Genomic DNA, 17,210 nt, shown 5'->3' with positions numbered 1-17,210 from the left:
GATCTCCCCACCCCCACCTGGAGCCGCGATGAGATCCCGTACGCCGACCGTCCGCCGTGTGGCCACCGTGGCCGCGGCCCTCCTCGGGCTGCTGCTGCCCCTGTTGGTGACCGGCCCGTCCGCGCAGGCCGCGCCCACCGGTTTCCGTATCCAGAACGGCCGGTTGCTGGAGCGCTCCGGCAACGACTTCGTGATGCGGGGCGTGAACCACGCCCACACCTGGTACGCGAACCAGACCGGCTCCCTGTCCCACATCAAGGCCAAGGGCGCCAACACGGTGCGCGTGGTGCTCTCCAGCGGTGACCGGTGGACGCGCAACGACACCGCGGACGTGGCGAACGTGGTCGCGCAGTGCAAGCAGAACCGGCTCATCTGCGTCCTGGAGGTGCACGACACCACCGGCTACGGCGAGCAGAGCGGGGCCGTCACGCTGTCGCGGGCCGCCGACTACTGGATCAGTGTGCAGAGCGCGCTGACCGGTCAGGAGGACTACGTCATCGTCAACATCGGCAACGAGCCGTACGGCAACAACAACTACGCGGGCTGGACCGCCGACACCAAGGCGGCGATCCAGAAACTGCGCACCGCCGGCTTCCAGCACACGATCATGGTGGACGCCCCCAACTGGGGCCAGGACTGGGCATTCACAATGCGCGACAACGCGGCGTCGGTCTTCGCCGCCGACCCGGACGCCAACACGATCTTCTCGATCCACATGTACGGCGTCTTCGACACGGCCGCCGAGATCACCGACTATCTGGGCCGCTTCGTCGCCGCGAAACTCCCCATCGTGGTGGGCGAGTTCGGGCACGACCACTCGGACGGCAACCCCGACGAGGACACCATCCTCGCCACCACCCAACAGCTCGGCCTCGGTTATCTGGGCTGGTCGTGGAGCGGCAACGGCGGCGGCGTCGAGTACCTGGACATGGTCACGAACTTCGACCCGAACCAGCTGACCAGCTGGGGCCGGCGACTCTTCGAGGGCGCGAACGGTATCGCCGCCACCGCGAAGGAGGCCGCGATCTACGCCTCCTCCGGCGGCGACACCACTCCCCCGACCGCCCCCGGCACCCCGACCGCGTCGTCGGTGACCTCGTCGTCCGCCAGGCTGACCTGGGCCGCCGCGACCGACGCGACCGGTGTCACCGGCTACGACGTGGTCCGCGTCAACGGCGCGACGGAGGCGCCGGTGACGACCACCACCGGCACGTCCGCCACCCTCACCGGGCTGGCGCCGTCGACGTCGTACGTGTTCGCCGTGTACGCCCGTGACGCGGCCGGGAACCGTTCGCCGCGCTCCGGCACGGTGAGCGTCACGACACCGTCCGGTGGCACCACGGCGTCCTGCTCCGTCGGCTACCGGGTGACGAACGAGTGGCCCGGCGGTTTCCAGGGCGAGATCGTCATCCGCAACACCGGCGGCTCGGCCGTCAACGGCTGGACCCTGCGCTGGTCGTTCCCCGACAGCCAGCGCGTCACCAACCTGTGGGGCGGCACCGTGGCCCAGAACGGCGCCGACGTCACCGTCACGTCGGCCCCGTACACCGCGAACATCCCGGCGTCGGGCTCCGCCACGCTCGGCTTCACGGCCGGCAAGGGCAGCACGAACCCGAGCCCGACGGCGTTCACGCTCAACGGCGCGGCCTGCGGCTCGGTGTGACCCTTCGTCACGCTCCCGGGGGCCGGTCGAAGCGACCGGCCCCCGGGAGCGCGCCTGGCGCTGCCTGCCGGATCCCGTCCTACGGCTTCCTACAGCTCGTCCGGTCCGGCGGCGTTACGGAGGGTGCTGATCATGGTGAGGAGGGTTTCGCCGCTGGGCGGCTGGACGCGTTCGGCGCCGCCGTAGGTGAGGAGGCGTTCGATGTCCTTGTCCTTGCCGAAGGGCTGGAGGTGCTCGTCGAGCTCCAGGGCATAGCTGTTTCGCCCGCCCGGGTTCCCCTGTACTCGCTCGAAGAACACCGTCAAGATCCGCCATGCCTCCGGCTCCGACGTCAGCGTGTGGAAGAAGGCGCGGTGGCGGCTGCGGATGATCAGGAGCACCGCGAGCTGGAGGCGGAATTCCCGGCTCAGGGGCTGTGTCCCATGGGCCTGGAAGACCGCCAGGGCCATGTTGAAGACGTTGATATACCGCTTGAGCCGACGCGGATTGACGCCGAGACCGCGCCGCAGCAGTTCCCAGAAGAAGGAGTCGTCGGCCAGTTCGGACAGATAGGGCCCGAACGCTTCCCGCAGCGTGTCGAACCCGACGTCGGGAAGGAAGAAGGGCAGCTGGACGATCTTGTCCAGGTAGGCCATGCCGGACACGACGTCCGAGGGCGCGCCCTTGAGCGCCTCGTCGAACTTGTTCGTGGCGACCGCCGCGAGTACGTCGAGATCGAGTGCCAGGACGAAGACGCACTGCGACTGCGCGAAGAAGAGCTTCAAGGACTCCAGTACCGTCATCGCCGATTCCGGCGTGCACCGATCCAGGTCGTCCACGAACACGACGAGACGGCCGTCCTCCCCGACGAATTCGCTGACGGCCTCGGCGAAGTCGAATTCGAAGCGGTTGACCTGCCGGTACTGCGCGGAGTCCTCCTCGGCGAGGCCCTCCAGCATCTTGTCGACCTGCTCGCCCTTCACCACACCACCCGTGGCGAACGCGGCCGCCGCGCCGAGTCCGGCCCGTACGGAGAGCCAGGTGGCGGCTCTGGCGAGCTTCTTCGCCTTGTCCTTGAGCGTGTCCTCCTTCTCCATCTCGGAGAGGATCGTGTGCAGCAGTGCCGCCCACACCTCGACCTTGCGGTCGTACTTCCAGGGGTTGAACCAGATCGTCCTGGTCTGTGACGCCTCGAAACGCCGCTGCCACAACTGCAGGAAGCTCGACTTCCCCGCGCCCCAGGAACCGAACACGCCGACGGTCAGCGGCAGCGGCGTGGCCTGTTCCACGGCGTTGTGCAGCACGTCGACGTACGGTCCGAACCGGAACGAGTCGTCCTCGGGGCTGCTGACGGGATTGTCGGTCAGGGGACGCAACAGAGGTTCTCCTGTGTTTCGAACGGAATGGCGCGGGTGTGGGGAGGTGGCACGGGGTTCATGGGACAACGTGATGATCGCGCCGAGTAGGTCGTCATCCATGCGATCCCCCCGTGGGACAGTGAGGCCAGTTTTCCGTGCCTCGGTACGAGCAGCTACTCGAACCGCAATATCGTGTGCACAGGGCAGCAAAAGGCAGCCGCCGACAGTGGGAGGGCGACCTGATCATCGGCAGGGAACGGCGCCTTACCCCGCGGCCCCTCACAGCTCCCCCTGGCTGATCTTCGCGGTTACTTGGGATCGCCGCTGTCCCAGGGATGGACGAACAGACCGGGCCTGACGCCCCACTCGCTCAGCACGGCGATCAACTCCGACTCGTCCAAGGTGTCAGCGGACTTGATCAGGGCCGCGCCGATGTCGTAGTCGAATCCATCCACACGTTCGCGGTCGTACTCCCAGTGCTCGAGCCGAAAGCCCCGTCCGGTATCGCTGCGAACCCAGCCCTCATCACGTGCCCGGGCATCAGGCTCGCTCCGCGTGGGACGGATATCGACGAACGCGCGGCGGTCCGGCCGTGTGGCCGAGACCTCCGCGACCAGCCTTCTGCCGAGGCGGAGCGCCGTCAGCTTGTCCGCCGACCAGTCCGATCCGTCATCCATGAGGCCTCAATCCGGCCCTGCGCACAGAGGCGCTGGGTTGACGTCCGCACCGCGACGTCATAACTGAGGCATGGGCCGACGCAACGCAGCCGCATGCCGATGAACTCGTTTGACCACGGTTCGCCGGGTCGGGGCCGAACCAGGAACGTCCTGAGCGGGACCGCATCCACTCGCGACATACAACTCGACATACAACTCGTCCAGCCATACTCCCCTGGCGCTCACTGGCGTCGGCTGCGACCGGAGCGACCCGCGTCGTCACCTCAGGCGCGCGCCCGTCCAGGATTCCCCCATCCTTCGATACTCCGAGATCGTCAGCGCTGGCGGAGGACCCCAACCCCGCGGAACGGTTCAGCGCAGCTTTAGCCTGCGCGTTTCACTTGCTGCCGTGTCCGGATCTTGAGCGGAAACACAAGTGCGCTGTGAGCTGGGACGATGAGGCTAGCCTAGGGCTTCTGTCACCACAGCAGGAAGACACTTGCTGCGTGCAGGCTACCCGCGTCCCAAGCTCGTCGTCTCGGTCGACAGTCACGCAGTGGTCAGCCACGAGCGATCACGCCGGCTGGCCGATCTCGCCGACGCCACCGGTCTGACCGGCTCCTTCGCCAATGCGCTGCACCAATTGCGGCCGTGCGGCACCTGCTCGCCGACGGCGGCGAGGCAATAGCCGACCTGACCCTCTTGCGCGACCAGCGCGACCAGCGCGAGGTATACGGTCCGGTCGCCTCCACCCTCACCGTATGGCGCCGGATCTTCGGCGAACCCTGCGGGCCCGGGCTGGCCATAGAGCTCCACGAGGCCCTGGACCCGCTGGCGCCCCCACCTGGCCCCCGCCGGCCGGGAGGCCATCCTCCTCCAGGGCGCCCGTATCGCTCTCGCCGACGGGCCGTACACGCCTGCCGAATGGGGGACCCTCGCTGCAGTGGGCGCTGCGCTGACGATCTGTGCGGATGATGTGACGCGATTGCTCACGGCGGCGCGGCGCCGTCGTGGGCCCCGGGTGGGCCCGGGCCCCTCGCACCTTCCCGGCGGGGGACTGATTCTGCTGCGGATCGGTGAGGGCTGGTCGCTCCCCCACTCTCGGCGGTAGGCGAAGATCGAAACAGCCCCGCGTCCCTCCCGCGGCGGCGTGCCGTCCGCCGCTTACTCCCCAGGGAGTAATCCGCAGCCGCCGTCGCCCCCGGCAGTACGCGTCACCTCGCCCTTCCGCCCGACGAAAGCGGTGGTTCCGACCGGAAGTCTGGGGACCGAAGCAGACGTCACCCGGAGGGAGATCGGTCGATGAGGGCCGGAGAGACAACCGCTACGACGAGGCTGGGGCCGGGGCGCGGGCGAGCCGTTCCATGGGCGGTGCTCGGGCTGTGGATAGCCGTGATCGCGCTCGTCGGGCCGTTCGCGGCGAAGCTCGGCAGCGTGCAGCACGACAAGGTCACCGACTACCTGCCGGCGAGCGCGGACTCGACGCAAGCGGCGAAGATCGAGGAGAAGTTGCCCGGGGGCGAGACCACCGAGATGGTGCTCGTCTACCACCGGGACGGCGGGCTCAGCGCCGCCGACCGGGAGACCGCGGCCGGGCAGGTCGCGGAGATCGCCCGGCAGCACAAGCTGATCGGCGGTGCTCCCCAGGGGATTCCGTCCAAGGACGGCTCGACCCTGATGTACCCGGTCGCCAGCAACGAGCCCGGGGCGGACGAGGAGAAGCAGGACAAGCTCGTGACCGACGTCCGCGAAGTCGCCCAGGGCGAAGGCGGGTTGAGCGTCGATGTGGGCGGCACCGGCGCGCTGGGCACCGACTCCGGCGCGGTCTACGACTCGCTCGGCGGACCGCTGCTCTACACCACTGTCGCCGTCGTCGCCATTCTGCTGATCCTGATCTACCGCAGCCCCGTGCTGTGGCTCGTGCCCCTCGTCGTCGCCGGGATCGCCGACTACATGTCGATGGGCGTCGCCTACGGCCTCAACCAGGCCTTCGGCACGGCCGTCTCGGGGCAGAGTTCGGGTGTGATGACGATCCTCGTGTTCGGGGCGGGCACGGACTACGCGCTACTGCTCATCTCGCGCTACCGGGAGGAGTTGCGGCGCATCGAGCGACCGTACGAGGCCATGGTCGCCGCCCTGCGCGGCTGCGGGCCCGCCGTGCTCGCCTCCTCCGGCACCGTCGCCGCCGGACTGCTGTGCCTGCTCGCCGCCGACCTCAACAGCAGCCGGGGCATGGGCCCGCTCGGCGCCGTCGGTGTGCTGTGCGCGCTGATCGCAATGCTGACCCTGCTCCCCGCCGTCCTCGTACTGGTCGGACGGCGGGTGTTCTGGCCGCTCGTGCCCGCCTTCGGGAGCACGCCCAAGCAGCGGCGCAGCCTGTTCTCGGCGATGGGCGGCTCTGCCGGACGCAGGCCGCTGACCGTACTCGCGAGCGGTGCCGTACTGCTCGGCGCCCTCGCCCTCGGCTCACTCAACTTGCCGGGACCGCTCAAGCAGGAGGACTCCTTCGTCAACAAGCCGGAGGCCGTCGTCGCGATGGAGAACCTCGCCAAGGCCTACCCCGGCCAGGGCAGCCAGCCCATCGACGTGATCACCCCGCAGGGGCGCGCCGACGAGACCCTCGCGACCGTCCGCGGCACACCAGGCGTGGGCAGCGCGGAGAGGGGGCGTACGGGAGACGGCTGGACCGAGATCTCCGTCTTCGCGAAGAGCGCACCCCAGTCGGCGGAGGAGACCGCCACCATCAAGTCCCTGCGGAAGGAACTGAAGGGCTCCTACGTCGGCGGGGACAGCGCCCAGCAGATCGACCTGGAGGTCACCAACGCCCGGGACACGAAGATCGTCGTACCGCTCGTCCTCGTCTTCGTGATGCTCATTCTGATCGGGCTGCTGCGGAGTCTGGTCGCACCCCTGCTCCTGGTGGTCGCGGTCGTCGCGGTGTGGGGCGCCTCCCTCGGGATCGGCGGACTGGTCTTCGAACCGCTCCTCGGCCTCAAGGGCACCGATCCGGGGCTCGGACTGCTGTCCTTCGTGTTCCTGGTCGCCCTCGGTGTCGACTACGGCATCTTCCTCATGCACCGGATGAGGGAGGAGTCCCTGGCGGGAGCGGAACCGGCCACGGCGGCACTCACCGCACTGCGCACCACTGGCGGCGTCATCGCCTCCGCCGGACTCGTCCTCGCCGCGACCTTCGCCGTGCTGACGAACATGGGCCTGGTGCAGCTGGTCCAGCTCGGCTTCGTGATCGCCGTCGGCGTCCTGCTCGACACCTTCCTCGTACGGACGTATCTGGTGACCAGTGCCAGCGTCGCCCTGGGCCGGAAGGTGTGGTGGCCGGGCGTGCTCTCACGGCAGCCCGGGCCGGCCGAACCGGCCGGGTCGAGCGGAAGGGGCGGACCGACCGAGCAGCCCCGGCAGCCGGAAACCGTCAGCGCACCCTGAGCACGCTGTCCGAAGGTCTCGATCGAACGCTCTGATCGAGCACCCTGATCGTGCACCTTGATCCTGCGGGGCCGCCCAAGGGCCTCTCCTTCCGTAGAGGCGCCCGGGTTCCCCTACGAGTACCGGAAGATGGAGCCGTGGAAGAACGGGGAACGACCACAGGGGTACGCGACCGGTCGGCGGCGGAGACGGCGGCCGGTGGCGGCGGGCGGTCCCGTCGCGCCGAGCGCATCATGTCCGCCATCCACCGCGAACCGCTGACCGCACCGCACCGCACCCGCAATGACGCGGTCCTCGCCCTGTGCGTCGCCATGCTCGCCGTAGTCCTCGCGCGTATGGGCGGCGAAGGGATCCGGCCCGACCATCTCAGCTGGACGCTGCTGGTCGCCGGGCACGTGCCCCTCGTATGGCGGCGCCGCCGTCCGGTGGTGGCCCTGCTCGGGGTGGCGGCCTGCGCGGCTCCGTACCAGGCCCTCGACTACAACCCCGCCCCACCCATCCCCGCGACCGTCCTGGCGCTCTACACCGTCGCGGCGACGGGCGCCGTACGGCGCACGCTGCTCACCGGTGTCGCCGTCCTCGGCCTGACAGCGATCGGCAACGGCCTCGTCAACCCGATGGAGGCGCTGGAGTCCCTGGAGATCTCCGGCTGGATCATCGCGGTCCTGTTCATCGGTATCGACGTCCGCTACTACCGCCGTTACGTCGCCTCCATCGTCGAGCGGGCCGAACGGGCCGAACACACCCGGGAGGAGGAGGCGAGGCGCCGCGTCGCCGAGGAACGGCTGCGGATCGCCCGTGACCTGCACGACCTGCTCGCCCACAGCATCACGCTCATCGGCGTGCAGGCGTCCGTGGCGGCCCACGTCCTCACCGCCGACCCCGAGCGCCTCGACCGCAAGGCCGTCGCCCAGGCACTGGACGACATCGCGGGGACCTGCCGGATCGCCCGGGGGGAACTGCGTACGACGCTGGAGGTGCTGCGGGCGCATGACACGGTCGTGGGAGTGGGCGCGGATCCGGCGCCCGGTTCCGTGTCCGGTTCTGTTTCCGGTTCTGTTTCCGGGGCCGAGGACATGCGGGGGCCACTGCCCGGCATCGACGGACTGGCCGGTCTCGCGGAGACCGGCCGGGTGGCCGGGGCCAAGGTCGAACTGTCCGTCCGCGCGGACGACATCCCGCCCTCCGTGGGCGCCGCCGCGTACCGGATCGTGCAGGAGGCGCTCACCAACGCCGTACGTCACGGCGGCCGCGAGGACCTCACCGTGCGAGTGGGTCTGTGGACCGCGGACGGCGCACTGCGGGTGAGTGTCAGGGACGACGGGACGGGCGGGGACGACGGCACGGGCGACGGAGTGGGCCCGTCCGACGGCACGCCAGGGTTCGGGCTCATCGGAATGCGGGAGCGGGCCCGTAGCGTGGGCGGCACACTGGACGCCGGCCCAGGGCCCGCCGAGGGCTTCGAGGTGACCGCCACACTGCCGCTGTCCTGGGAGGACAAGGTTCGATGACCATCCGCGTACTGCTGGCCGACGACCAGAACCTCGTACGGGCCTCCTTCGCGATGCTCGTCTCGTCGGCCGGTGACATGGAGGTCGTCGCCGAGGCGAGCACCGGGCGGGAGGCCGTGGCGCTGGCCCGGTCCGCGCGGGCCGATCTCATCGTGATGGACATCCGCATGCCCGACCTCGACGGGATCGAGGCGACCCGGCTCATCGCCGCCGACGAGGATCTCGCGGGGGTGAAGGTGCTCGTCCTGACGACGTACGAGACCGACGAGAACATCGTCGAGGCACTGCGGGCCGGGGCGTCCGGGTTCCTCGTGAAGGACATCAGGCCGGCCGAACTCCTCGACGCCATCAGGACGGTGGCCGCGGGGGAGTCCCTCCTCTCGCCCGGTCCCACCTCGCGGCTGATCGCCCGATTTCTGCGCGCGCCGAACACCGGGACGACATCCGCGTTGGGCGAGCCGAGTGGGCTGTCCGAACGGGAACGGCAGGTGCTCGCGCTGGTCGCGCGCGGTCTCAACAACCCCGAGATCGCCGACGCGTTGGGACTCAGCCCGCTGACCGCGAAGACCCATGTCAGCCGGATCATGGGCAAGTTGGGGGCGCGGGACCGGGCGCAACTGGTGATCGTGGCGTACGAGTCGGGGCTGGTGATACCTGGGACTGTCTGAGTGCGGGCCAGCATCGGGGCGGGTTCGGGCTACGTTCCGGGGGCAGGTTGTACGGTCCCTCAACTCCCCGTGTTTGCACGGGCATTGCTCTGTCCCTCGGTGCGCACCTGTCTACGCGTTTCGCTTTTCTGTCATCGCAGCAGGAAGGCACTTTCTGCGTGCGCCCTACCCGGTCGCGTCCCAGGCTCGTCGTGTCGGCCGATGTCCACAGGCCGTCCGGAACAAGATCGGCACGCACCCGGCGACTCAACTCATTCTGAAACGATCAGTCAGGCCCGGCAACGCCGGTGCCGACACCGCCGCCGTTCGCGCGATGGTCGCCTCGCGTTCGAAGCGGGCGCGGGTGTGCGGGTCCGTGCGGTCGGGCCGGATCACCTTCACGGCGACCGGTCCCCCGCGACCTCCCCCATCCCGCCCGCAGCGAATCTTCGTCCGTTCGGGCAGCCGTTGGTGATCTGGAGGCTCATGGTTGTTCGCGAGAAACAGCAGCAGCATGGCTGGCGGCCTGCGCCCGTGAGGGCGCGGGCGTGGCGCTGACACGTGGGGATCAGTCGGTCTTCTCAGCGAGCCGGTGGGGCGAGGGTGGTGCCGTCGAACGGACCGCCATGCGAGGCGGTGTACGTGACGGCCTCGTTGACGGCGCTGAGGCAGAACGACCGGACCCGTTCGGTGGCGAGGTCCAGGGTGCCCGAGGCGAGGATCCGGATGATGCCGACGTTCGCTGTACGCGGGTACATCCACTGGCCGCGTACGGTGATCGAGTTGCGCATGATCCATGGGTACGGGAGGGCGAGGTCGTCGCCGCCGAGCATGCCGACGCCGCCCATCAGAACGACGCGGCCGTATTCGCGCACGGTCATGGCTGCCGTGCGCGCTGCCGAGCTGGGTGCGCTCGGGGGTAGCAGGTCGATCACCATGTCGATCGGGCCGTCGGCCGCCGCGGACATCGCCGCGCGGTCGCCGGCCTCGTCCCCGGTGAGCGGAACCGGGCGCACGAGCGGACCGAACCGGTCGGTGAGGAGGTCGAGCGCGGCCTGGTTGCGGCCTGGGGCGACCACGCGGCCCGCCCCCATGGCAAGCGCCACCGCGACCGCACTGCTGCCGAGGTTGCCGGTGGCCCCGCTGACGAGCAGCGTCTCACCGGCTGCGAGCCCGCCGGCCAGCAGCCCGCCGTAAGGGATGACGTGCACGCCGAGCGCGGCCCAGCGGGCCGGGTCGTCCCCCGCCGCTGCGGGGAGCGGGAAGACGTTCTCCGTCGGGACCCGCATGAGCTCGGCGAACGACCCGTCGTGCAGGTACCGGGCGAGGCGCGCGCCGCCCTCGCCGCGGGAACTCCAGCCCTGGAGCGTGATGTCGGGCGTCAGCGCGTCATCCCGCGAGCACACCGTCGAGTCGCACCACACCAGGTCGCCGGGGCGCAGCCGGGTGGCGTCGGGGCCCACGTGGACGACCCGCCCCACGCCGCCGACCCCAGGCACGACGGGAGGGACCAGGAGGTAGTTCCGCTCGCCGCTGAAGACCTCCGCCGCGTAAGGCGCCACGCAGGCGGCGAGGACCTCGACCACGACCTCGCCGCCGCCGACCTCGGGGTCGGCGACCTCGAGCACCGTGAGCGGGGCACCGAACTGCGTCAGAATTGCTGCTCGCACGTGATGACCTCCGTGTTCGTCCGTGTTCGTCGGGATCGACACTAGGAACCGGCGGAAGCCGAACAGCCAGGCGATCGACCGCTCGGGGGGTGAACTCAAGCTCTGGGAACCCCTTTTGCGTGTCGATGTGGCTGCCGTCGATCACCGCCCGGGACCAGTCGATCTCGTTTGCCGCGTTCAGCTGGGCAAGCAGGTTCCGATGCAGATCGTCGAACACCCCGGCGTTGATCCACCGCTTGATCCGCCGCCAGCACGTCATGCCTGACCTGAAGCCGAGTTCCTGCGGAAGGTCTTCCCAGCCGATCCCGGTATGCAGCACGTACAAGATGCCCTGCAGACACTGCCGATCCGGCACCGGCCGCGGACCGAGCGCCTTCATCGGGCCACAGGGAAGCAACGGCTCGAGAAGCTCCCACAACTGATCATTCAGCACAGCGCGTGAGCAGCTCTTTGACGTTCGTCTCAGGTTCGCTCGGTAGGAAGCAGGTATGCGGATAAGCGACGCAACCCGTATGTAGAAGGCCAGTGATGGCAGTCGACGCAGCACCATCGGGGAAAGCGCAGCCCGGCCCATCTCTTTACTTCGGGCCCAGTTGCGACGGGCCTTGATTCTCGTGCGGGTGTCGAACGGCGCTCCGGAGAGTACTCCCGTCGGAGTAACGTCGTACCGCCTGTCTCCCGAGGGATGACGACCGCAGTATGACGAAACAGAACGGAATCGGGCCTAGCGTTGGGGCTATGCCGGAACTTGATAGTCACTGCGGAGGTTCGGGGTGGCCACCAGGGCGCCGGCGACACCGTTCCCTGTCGCCGCATGCAGGGTCACACGCCGACAACAGTGCGGGGCCCGCCGCGGCCGGCCCGCACAGCGCGCACGCGGGCCGTCGTCAGCTCCACCACAGCCGCTGCGCACCGGCGAGCGGTTCCTCGACCTGAGCGCTGCCGCGGTGTGCGAGCAGGACGCGAAGACCCCCTGAAGTATCTCGCAGACGGATGCCGTACGGATACCTCACCACACAAACCCCTGAAGAGAGGGACTGACATGAAGCCCATGGGACGCCGCGGCTTTCTCACGGCCAGCACGGCACTTGGCATTGGCGCCGGCTTGTCCACGCACGCCATTCTCTCGGAAGCGAGCGAGAACGAGACTTCGGACAAGTCTTCGGACATTTCACGGCGGGACCAGGACCTGCCCTTCATCGGCACGGAGGAGACCTTTTCGACTCCCACGTTGTTGAAGTTGAACTCCATCAATCAGGATCACATAGCGTTCCTTGAGGAAATCGGTCTTTCGGATCTAGGCCAACGCCGCATCGGCGATATGGATGCGGGGGGACTCAACGTTCAAATTCTCTCTGCTCATACACCCTCCGTGCAAAATGTCCCTGGACAGAGGGGCATCGACCTTGCCTATCGTCTTAACCGGCAACTCGCAGACGGACCAATCGCCAAATATCCGGACCGCTTCAAGGCTTTCGCCACCTTGCCCTTGCAGAGCCCGGAGGCGGCGGCGGACGAATTGGAGCGCTCGGTTCGGGAAGATGGCTTCTTGGGCGCACTGACCAACGGACACATCGCGAAGAAGTATCTCGATCATCCCGATTTCGAGCCTGTGCTGGCACGTGCCGTTGCTCTCGATGTGCCGATCTACCTACATCCCGGCTATCCAGCTGACGAGGTCTTCAAGATCTACTACAGCACCACACGGTCTAAATACACAGAAGAGTACCAAGACTACATTTTCAGTGGGTCTGGATATGGCTGGCACCAGGAGGTGCTGACCCAATGCATTCGGATGATCGCGTACGGGGTTTTCGACAGATTCCCCAAACTGAAAATCATCATCGGCCACATGGGCGAAGGCCTTCCCTTCTACTACGAGCGGATCGTCAATGACATGGGCGAGCCGACCAAAGACTCGCTCGAGAAGCCCATCGGGCAATACTTCCAGGACAATTTCTGGGTCACAACCAGCGCATTCCCCCAGACCGAACTGCTCGATCTCCTGCTGAAGTACATAAGCGTGGATCGAGTGATGTTCGCAACCGACTACCCGTTCGCGGACATAAAGGAGCAGACCGACTGGTTCCGCGGAGTCGATTTGCCACGCGAAGACAAGGAAAAGATTGCATTCCGAAATGCAGAGAAACTGTTCAGAATGAAAGTGCCCGTGAAGTGATACGCCAGCGTCGGCCGGAGTGAAAGAATGCTTTGCCGTAAGGCGAGAGTACGGCCGAAGTATGCGATGCGACTGCCCGCGTTTCCAGCGACTCTGAGGCCGTCGGGTTGTGGTGCTCGTGCTGCTGGAGATGCGGGTTGAGTCTTGCTGGTCAGGCGGGGTGGCAGGTGAGGCGTGAAGTAGGTTGCGCCTGTCTCATCCCAGGACGCCCGGCCTTCGCGGCCGTGCGTTTCCGTTGTCGTCGCTGTGCGCCTGGGCGCACTCGGTCCGCGGCGGTACGCCTGGAGCATGCCGACGCGACGCCCGTATTCGAGTGATCTGTTCGATGCCCGCTGGGAGTTGGGCGAGCCGGTGCTTGCCGCCTGGCACTTCGAGCGCCGCGGCAGGGCCCTGGACTTCGGCCGGCCGCCGGAACATGACCTGCGCGACATCATGGACGCGAGCTTGTATGTGGACCGGACCGGGGTTCAGCGGCGTCACCTCCCGCACGACTTTCCTCTCCCTCAGCGGCGCCTTCTCTCTTGTCCAGCCCGCACCACCCGGCGTTCCCGCTACGCCGCGCCCCCAGGCCCCGCCCCGTCGCCCTGTAGGCGTTCCAGGTCGGACGGGCGGACCTGGATGGCGAGGACGGCTATCAGCGCGGCGACCACCGTGAAGATCGCGGCCATGACGAACGCGGCCGAGACGCCGGCGGTGAGGACCTCGTCGCTGTAGGGCGGCGGGAGTCGGCCGGTGCGTTCGAACTGGACGCGTTCGAGCGGGGTCGCCTGGGAGAGGAAGCGGGGGATCTGTTCCTCCGCTTCGTTCGTGCTGGCCGTGCCGTACATGGTGACGAGGATGGACAGGCCCAGGGAACCGCCGACCTGCTGGGTGGCGTTGAGGAGCCCGGAGGCCGCGCCGGTCTCCCGGGTGGCGACGTTGGACAGGGCCATCAGGGTCAGGGAGACGAACTCCATGCCCATGCCCAGGCTGAACACGAGCATCGGGCCGAGGACGCTGCCGGCGTACGTGGAGTGCACGTCGGTCAGGGTCAGCCAGCCCAGGCCGGCCGCCGCGAGGATCGCGCCCACCACCATGAACGGTTTGGGTCCGTACACGGGCAGGAACCGCGACGCCAGGCCGGCGCCGATCGCGATCACCGCGCTGACCGGCAGGAACGCGAACCCGGTGGCCAACGGGCTGAAGTCCAGCACGTTCTGCACGAAGAGCGTCAGGAAGAAGAACATGCCGAAGATGGCGGCGGCGAGGCACAGCATGATGCCGTACGTGCCCGCGCGGTTGCGGTCGGCGAACATGTGGAGCGGGGTGATCGGCTGCCGAGAGCGTTTCTCCACCAGGACGAACAGCAGGAGGAGGACCACGGCGCCCGCGAACGACGCCAGCGTCAGCGCGTCCCGCCAGCCCTCCTGGGCGGCGCGGATGAACCCGTACACCAGGAGCACCATGCCCGCGGTGGAGGTCAGCGCGCCGGCGACGTCGAAGTGGCCGGGGTGCCGCTCGGACTCCCGGATCCAGCGGGGTGTGGCGAGCACGATGAGCAGGCCGATCGGCACGTTGACGAACAGCACCCACCGCCAGTTGAGCCACTCCACGAGGACCCCGCCCGCGAGCAGCCCGATCGCGCCGCCGCCCGCCGAGACCGCCGCGAACACGCCGAACGCCCGGTTGCGTTCGGGGCCTTCGCGGAAGGTCGTGCTGATCAGGGCGAGGGACGTCGGGGACGCGATGGCTCCGCCGACACCCTGGAGGGCGCGGGCGGCGAGGAGTTGACCGGCGTTCTGGGCGAGCCCGCCGAGGAGGGACGCCAGGACGAACAGCAAAACGCCGAAGATGAAGACGCGGCGTCGGCCGAGGATGTCACCGGCCCTGCCGCCGAGCAGCAGCAGACCACCGAAGGTGAGCGTGTAGGCGTTCACCACCCAGGCCAGGCTGGTGGTGGAGAAGTCCAGGGAGCGCTGGATGTCGGGCAGCGCGATGTTCACGATGGTGATGTCGAGGACGACCATCAGCTGGCAGGAGGCGATCACCAGCAGCGCCATCGCGCTCCCGCCACCACCCGATTCCCGGGTGGTGGTCTCTACTGGGGAGGTCGACTGGGGATCGCTGCTCATGGCATGTCGCTCGGCACTGACCGGTGGACGGAACGGTCCACTCATGCGTCCGTTGTTCGACCGTACGCCGGTGCTATGCCCCTCACCACTCGGATCACCACGCGGATCACCACGCAGATCACCACTCGAACGCACGCCTCCGCTCGCCCCCGCCCGCCCCTGGTCCCTGGTCGCCGAGCGCCTGCCGCAGTCATCCGGCGCCCCCGCCGTCGTCGCACGCGTCGCCGCCACGGGGAAACGCACGGGGAAACAGCTGGTTCGAAAACCCGTACCGATGTGCGGGCGGCAGGGCTATGCTCGCCGCGATGACGACTCATTCCGTTGACAGAATGGGGGTCCCGTCCGCGCAAGGTGAGTGCTGATGCTCACTCATGTCGCGAACGGGGATTCCCGACTCTCCTTCTGGTCGCGCGTGCGCCGCTACGCCGTGCCGCCGTCGATGATCGAGACCGCCACCGCCCGCCGAGAGGTCGGCGACTGGGCGGGGGCCTGCGCCGCCGCCGGCATCGACATCGACCTCCAACCGCGTACCGTCGCCCTGCGCCACGGCCAGGACGTCGCCGCCCGGCTCCGCGCCGACCTGCGGCATCTCGCTCCGGACCTGCTGCGCTGGCACCTGCCGAGGATCGCCCCCGACGGGCTGCTGCGGCCGGGGCTGACGATCACGCTGGCCCGGTACGGCGCCGAGGGGCGCGCGGGCCCGTACCCGGTGCACCTCGTGGTGCGGACCCCGCCCGCCTGGGCGGACGCCGGCCAGCGGATCGGGCTCGCGCTGTGGGACGGATCCGCCGGACCCCACTCCGTGCCCGACACATGCCGCCACCCGCATCCCCGGCCCAGCCGCCGCTACCGACTCGATCTCCACCGGCATCTGTGGGACGCCCGCAGGGCCTCTGAACTGCGCCCGCGTTCCGGAGCCGCCGACCAGGCGACCGCGGACGGCCCGGTCCTGGCGGGCGGGGAAGCGTCGGGCCTGGCGGGCGGGGAGGCGTCGGGGGCCGTGCCACCGGAGTACGGCTGCGCCGTGGGCCGGTGGGCGGACGAGGCACGGATCGTGCTGGCCGCCGAGGGCCGGTCCGGCGGGCCCGTCCTCGTACGGCTCGGGGCGCGGCGCCGGCTGCTCCTGCACCTCGACGACGGCCCTGACGGCGCCGGATCGCCCGCCCTCCGGATCGAGGTGGCGTCCGACGGGGACGTGGCCGCCCTTCCCCTGCCGGTGCTCCCGGACGCGGCGACCTGGGTACCGCCCGATCTGGAGTTGCTGCGCTCCGGTGCGATCGACGCGGACCGGCTGCATCCGCTGGTCGCCTCGGCGCTGGTGCCCGGCCATGTGCCCGTCGGGCCGCACCGGGCGGCGGACCCCGCCGGGGAGCCGCGTGTCGTGGAATGCCGGGGGGAACAGCACCGGATCGGGCTGGTCGACGGGGTGGTCGCGCCCCTGGACCACGATCCGGACGAGATCCGGCGGGAGGAACTGCTCGTCGCGCTGACCGGCACTCCCCTGCCCTGCCTCCAGGCGATCGACCGGGCGCACCGCCGCCCGGACGGCCTGTCCGGCGTGCGTGAACGGCTGGACCACGGGGACACCGCCGGTGCGCTGGCCGTCGTCGAGGGTCTGCTCGGGCCCGAGGCGGTGCTGCGCGACGGCCCTCTGCGGGACGAGCTGGAGGCGGCCGCACGACGGCGGATCACCTACGGGCTGTACCGGTCGGGGCTGATGGGGACCAGCCCGGAACGCATCCGCCTGGACGACCGCCGTCGCCCCACCCGTGCCCGCCGCTCACGCGACGCGCTCTTCTACTGACCACCTGACGCGCTTCTTCCGCCGACCACCTGACGCGCTTCTTCCACTGACCTCTGCGCATCCCCCTTCCCGCGGGCCCCGGCCCGCGGGAAGGGGGATGCGCAGAGGTCAGTGGAGAATGCGCGCCAGGGGGTCGCCGGAAAAAGGGCGTCCGGTGGTCAGTAGAAGAGCGCGTCGCGTGGCCGGCGGGC

The 17,210-nt window shown here is 69.0% G+C and carries 12 protein-coding genes and 3 pseudogenes; 9 read left to right on the top strand and 6 right to left on the bottom strand.

The annotated features are described in order from the left end of the window. The first annotated feature begins 28 nt into the window (after window positions 1-28). Window positions 29-1,663, top strand: coding sequence for a cellulase family glycosylhydrolase (locus AOK15_RS17310; protein ID WP_063798999.1), 1,635 nt, complete (start codon window positions 29-31; stop codon window positions 1,661-1,663). An 89-nt stretch (window positions 1,664-1,752) separates the two neighbouring features. Here the strand turns inward: AOK15_RS17310 and AOK15_RS17305 are convergent, their stop codons facing one another. Together AOK15_RS17305 and AOK15_RS17300 are read right to left on the bottom strand one after the other, a co-directional pair. Next, the gene (locus tag AOK15_RS17305) at window positions 1,753-3,018 is read right to left on the bottom strand and encodes a KAP family P-loop NTPase fold protein (protein WP_055517753.1); all 1,266 of its coding nucleotides are present in this window, start codon (window positions 3,016-3,018) and stop codon (window positions 1,753-1,755) included. Between the two features lie 290 nt (window positions 3,019-3,308). After that, window positions 3,309-3,677, bottom strand: coding sequence for a hypothetical protein (locus tag AOK15_RS17300; protein WP_240508471.1), 369 nt, complete (start codon window positions 3,675-3,677; stop codon window positions 3,309-3,311). 478 nt (window positions 3,678-4,155) lie between these two features. On the opposite strand from AOK15_RS17300, the gene AOK15_RS45055 reads away from it, so the two are divergent. The 5 genes and pseudogenes from AOK15_RS45055 to AOK15_RS17280 all read left to right on the top strand — a co-directional run bounded on the left by AOK15_RS45055 (window position 4,156) and on the right by AOK15_RS17280 (window position 9,276). Next, complete coding sequence (locus tag AOK15_RS45055) at window positions 4,156-4,344, top strand: hypothetical protein (protein WP_157870278.1); 189 nt, start codon at window positions 4,156-4,158, stop codon at window positions 4,342-4,344. 80 nt (window positions 4,345-4,424) lie between these two features. After that, window positions 4,425-4,659: pseudogene (locus AOK15_RS42245) on the top strand (TerB family tellurite resistance protein); the annotation flags it as partial. A 299-nt stretch (window positions 4,660-4,958) separates the two neighbouring features. Then, window positions 4,959-7,097 (top strand): MMPL family transporter, encoded by a 2,139-nt coding sequence (locus tag AOK15_RS17290; protein ID WP_055517748.1) that lies wholly within the window; start codon window positions 4,959-4,961, stop codon window positions 7,095-7,097. 137 nt (window positions 7,098-7,234) lie between these two features. Further along, entirely contained in the window at window positions 7,235-8,608 is a 1,374-nt protein-coding gene (locus AOK15_RS17285) for a sensor histidine kinase (RefSeq protein ID WP_055517746.1), read from the top strand. Further along, entirely contained in the window at window positions 8,605-9,276 is a 672-nt protein-coding gene (locus AOK15_RS17280; RefSeq protein ID WP_055517744.1) for a response regulator, read from the top strand. The genes AOK15_RS17285 and AOK15_RS17280 overlap by 4 nt, the downstream gene beginning before the upstream one ends. 246 nt (window positions 9,277-9,522) lie before the next feature. On the opposite strand, the gene AOK15_RS45640 is transcribed toward AOK15_RS17280, so the two are convergent. The 3 genes and pseudogenes from AOK15_RS45640 to AOK15_RS48815 form a co-directional block, all read right to left on the bottom strand. Further along, window positions 9,523-9,771, bottom strand: a complete 249-nt coding sequence (locus tag AOK15_RS45640; protein ID WP_167738826.1) for a hypothetical protein — start codon at window positions 9,769-9,771, stop codon at window positions 9,523-9,525. A gap of 65 nt (window positions 9,772-9,836) precedes the next feature. Beyond that, the gene (locus AOK15_RS17275; RefSeq protein WP_205632152.1) at window positions 9,837-10,925 is read right to left on the bottom strand and encodes an alcohol dehydrogenase catalytic domain-containing protein; all 1,089 of its coding nucleotides are present in this window, start codon (window positions 10,923-10,925) and stop codon (window positions 9,837-9,839) included. A gap of 211 nt (window positions 10,926-11,136) precedes the next feature. Beyond that, window positions 11,137-11,475: pseudogene (locus tag AOK15_RS48815) on the bottom strand (transposase); the annotation flags it as partial. 492 nt (window positions 11,476-11,967) lie between these two features. Here AOK15_RS48815 and AOK15_RS17270 point away from each other — a divergent pair. After that, entirely contained in the window at window positions 11,968-13,104 is a 1,137-nt protein-coding gene (locus tag AOK15_RS17270) for an amidohydrolase family protein (protein WP_055517742.1), read from the top strand. 288 nt (window positions 13,105-13,392) lie between these two features. Further along, window positions 13,393-13,602: pseudogene (locus AOK15_RS42235) on the top strand (transposase); the annotation flags it as partial. 53 nt (window positions 13,603-13,655) lie between these two features. Here the strand turns inward: AOK15_RS42235 and AOK15_RS17265 are convergent. Next, window positions 13,656-15,143, bottom strand: coding sequence for an MFS transporter (locus AOK15_RS17265; RefSeq protein ID WP_055517740.1), 1,488 nt, complete (start codon window positions 15,141-15,143; stop codon window positions 13,656-13,658). A 433-nt stretch (window positions 15,144-15,576) separates the two neighbouring features. Between AOK15_RS17265 and AOK15_RS17260 the strand changes: the two genes are divergently transcribed. Further along, entirely contained in the window at window positions 15,577-17,019 is a 1,443-nt protein-coding gene (locus AOK15_RS17260) for a hypothetical protein (protein ID WP_079058538.1), read from the top strand. Window positions 17,020-17,210 lie beyond the last annotated feature (191 nt).

It is taken from the genome of Streptomyces ossamyceticus (assembly GCF_001418475.1).
Taxonomy (GTDB): domain Bacteria; phylum Actinomycetota; class Actinomycetes; order Streptomycetales; family Streptomycetaceae; genus Streptomyces; species Streptomyces ossamyceticus.
Note: the sequence above shows the minus strand (reverse complement) of the source record. Positions and strands in the feature narration are given on the sequence as shown.

Bases quoted from the DNA above. Each gene is read 5' to 3' on its own strand.
- AOK15_RS45640 (WP_167738826.1), bottom strand. From the start codon at position 9,771: ATGCTGCTGCTGTTTCTCGCGAACAACCATGAGCCTCCAGATCACCAA.
- AOK15_RS17300 (WP_240508471.1), bottom strand. From the start codon at position 3,677: ATGGATGACGGATCGGACTGGTCGGCGGACAAGCTGACGGCGCTCCGC.
- AOK15_RS17270 (WP_055517742.1), top strand. From the start codon at position 11,968: ATGAAGCCCATGGGACGCCGCGGCTTTCTCACGGCCAGCACGGCACTT.
- AOK15_RS17260 (WP_079058538.1), top strand. From the start codon at position 15,577: ATGCTCACTCATGTCGCGAACGGGGATTCCCGACTCTCCTTCTGGTCG.
- AOK15_RS17290 (WP_055517748.1), top strand. From the start codon at position 4,959: ATGAGGGCCGGAGAGACAACCGCTACGACGAGGCTGGGGCCGGGGCGC.
- AOK15_RS17265 (WP_055517740.1), bottom strand. From the start codon at position 15,143: ATGGCGCTGCTGGTGATCGCCTCCTGCCAGCTGATGGTCGTCCTCGAC.
- AOK15_RS17310 (WP_063798999.1), top strand. From the start codon at position 29: ATGAGATCCCGTACGCCGACCGTCCGCCGTGTGGCCACCGTGGCCGCG.
- AOK15_RS17280 (WP_055517744.1), top strand. From the start codon at position 8,605: ATGACCATCCGCGTACTGCTGGCCGACGACCAGAACCTCGTACGGGCC.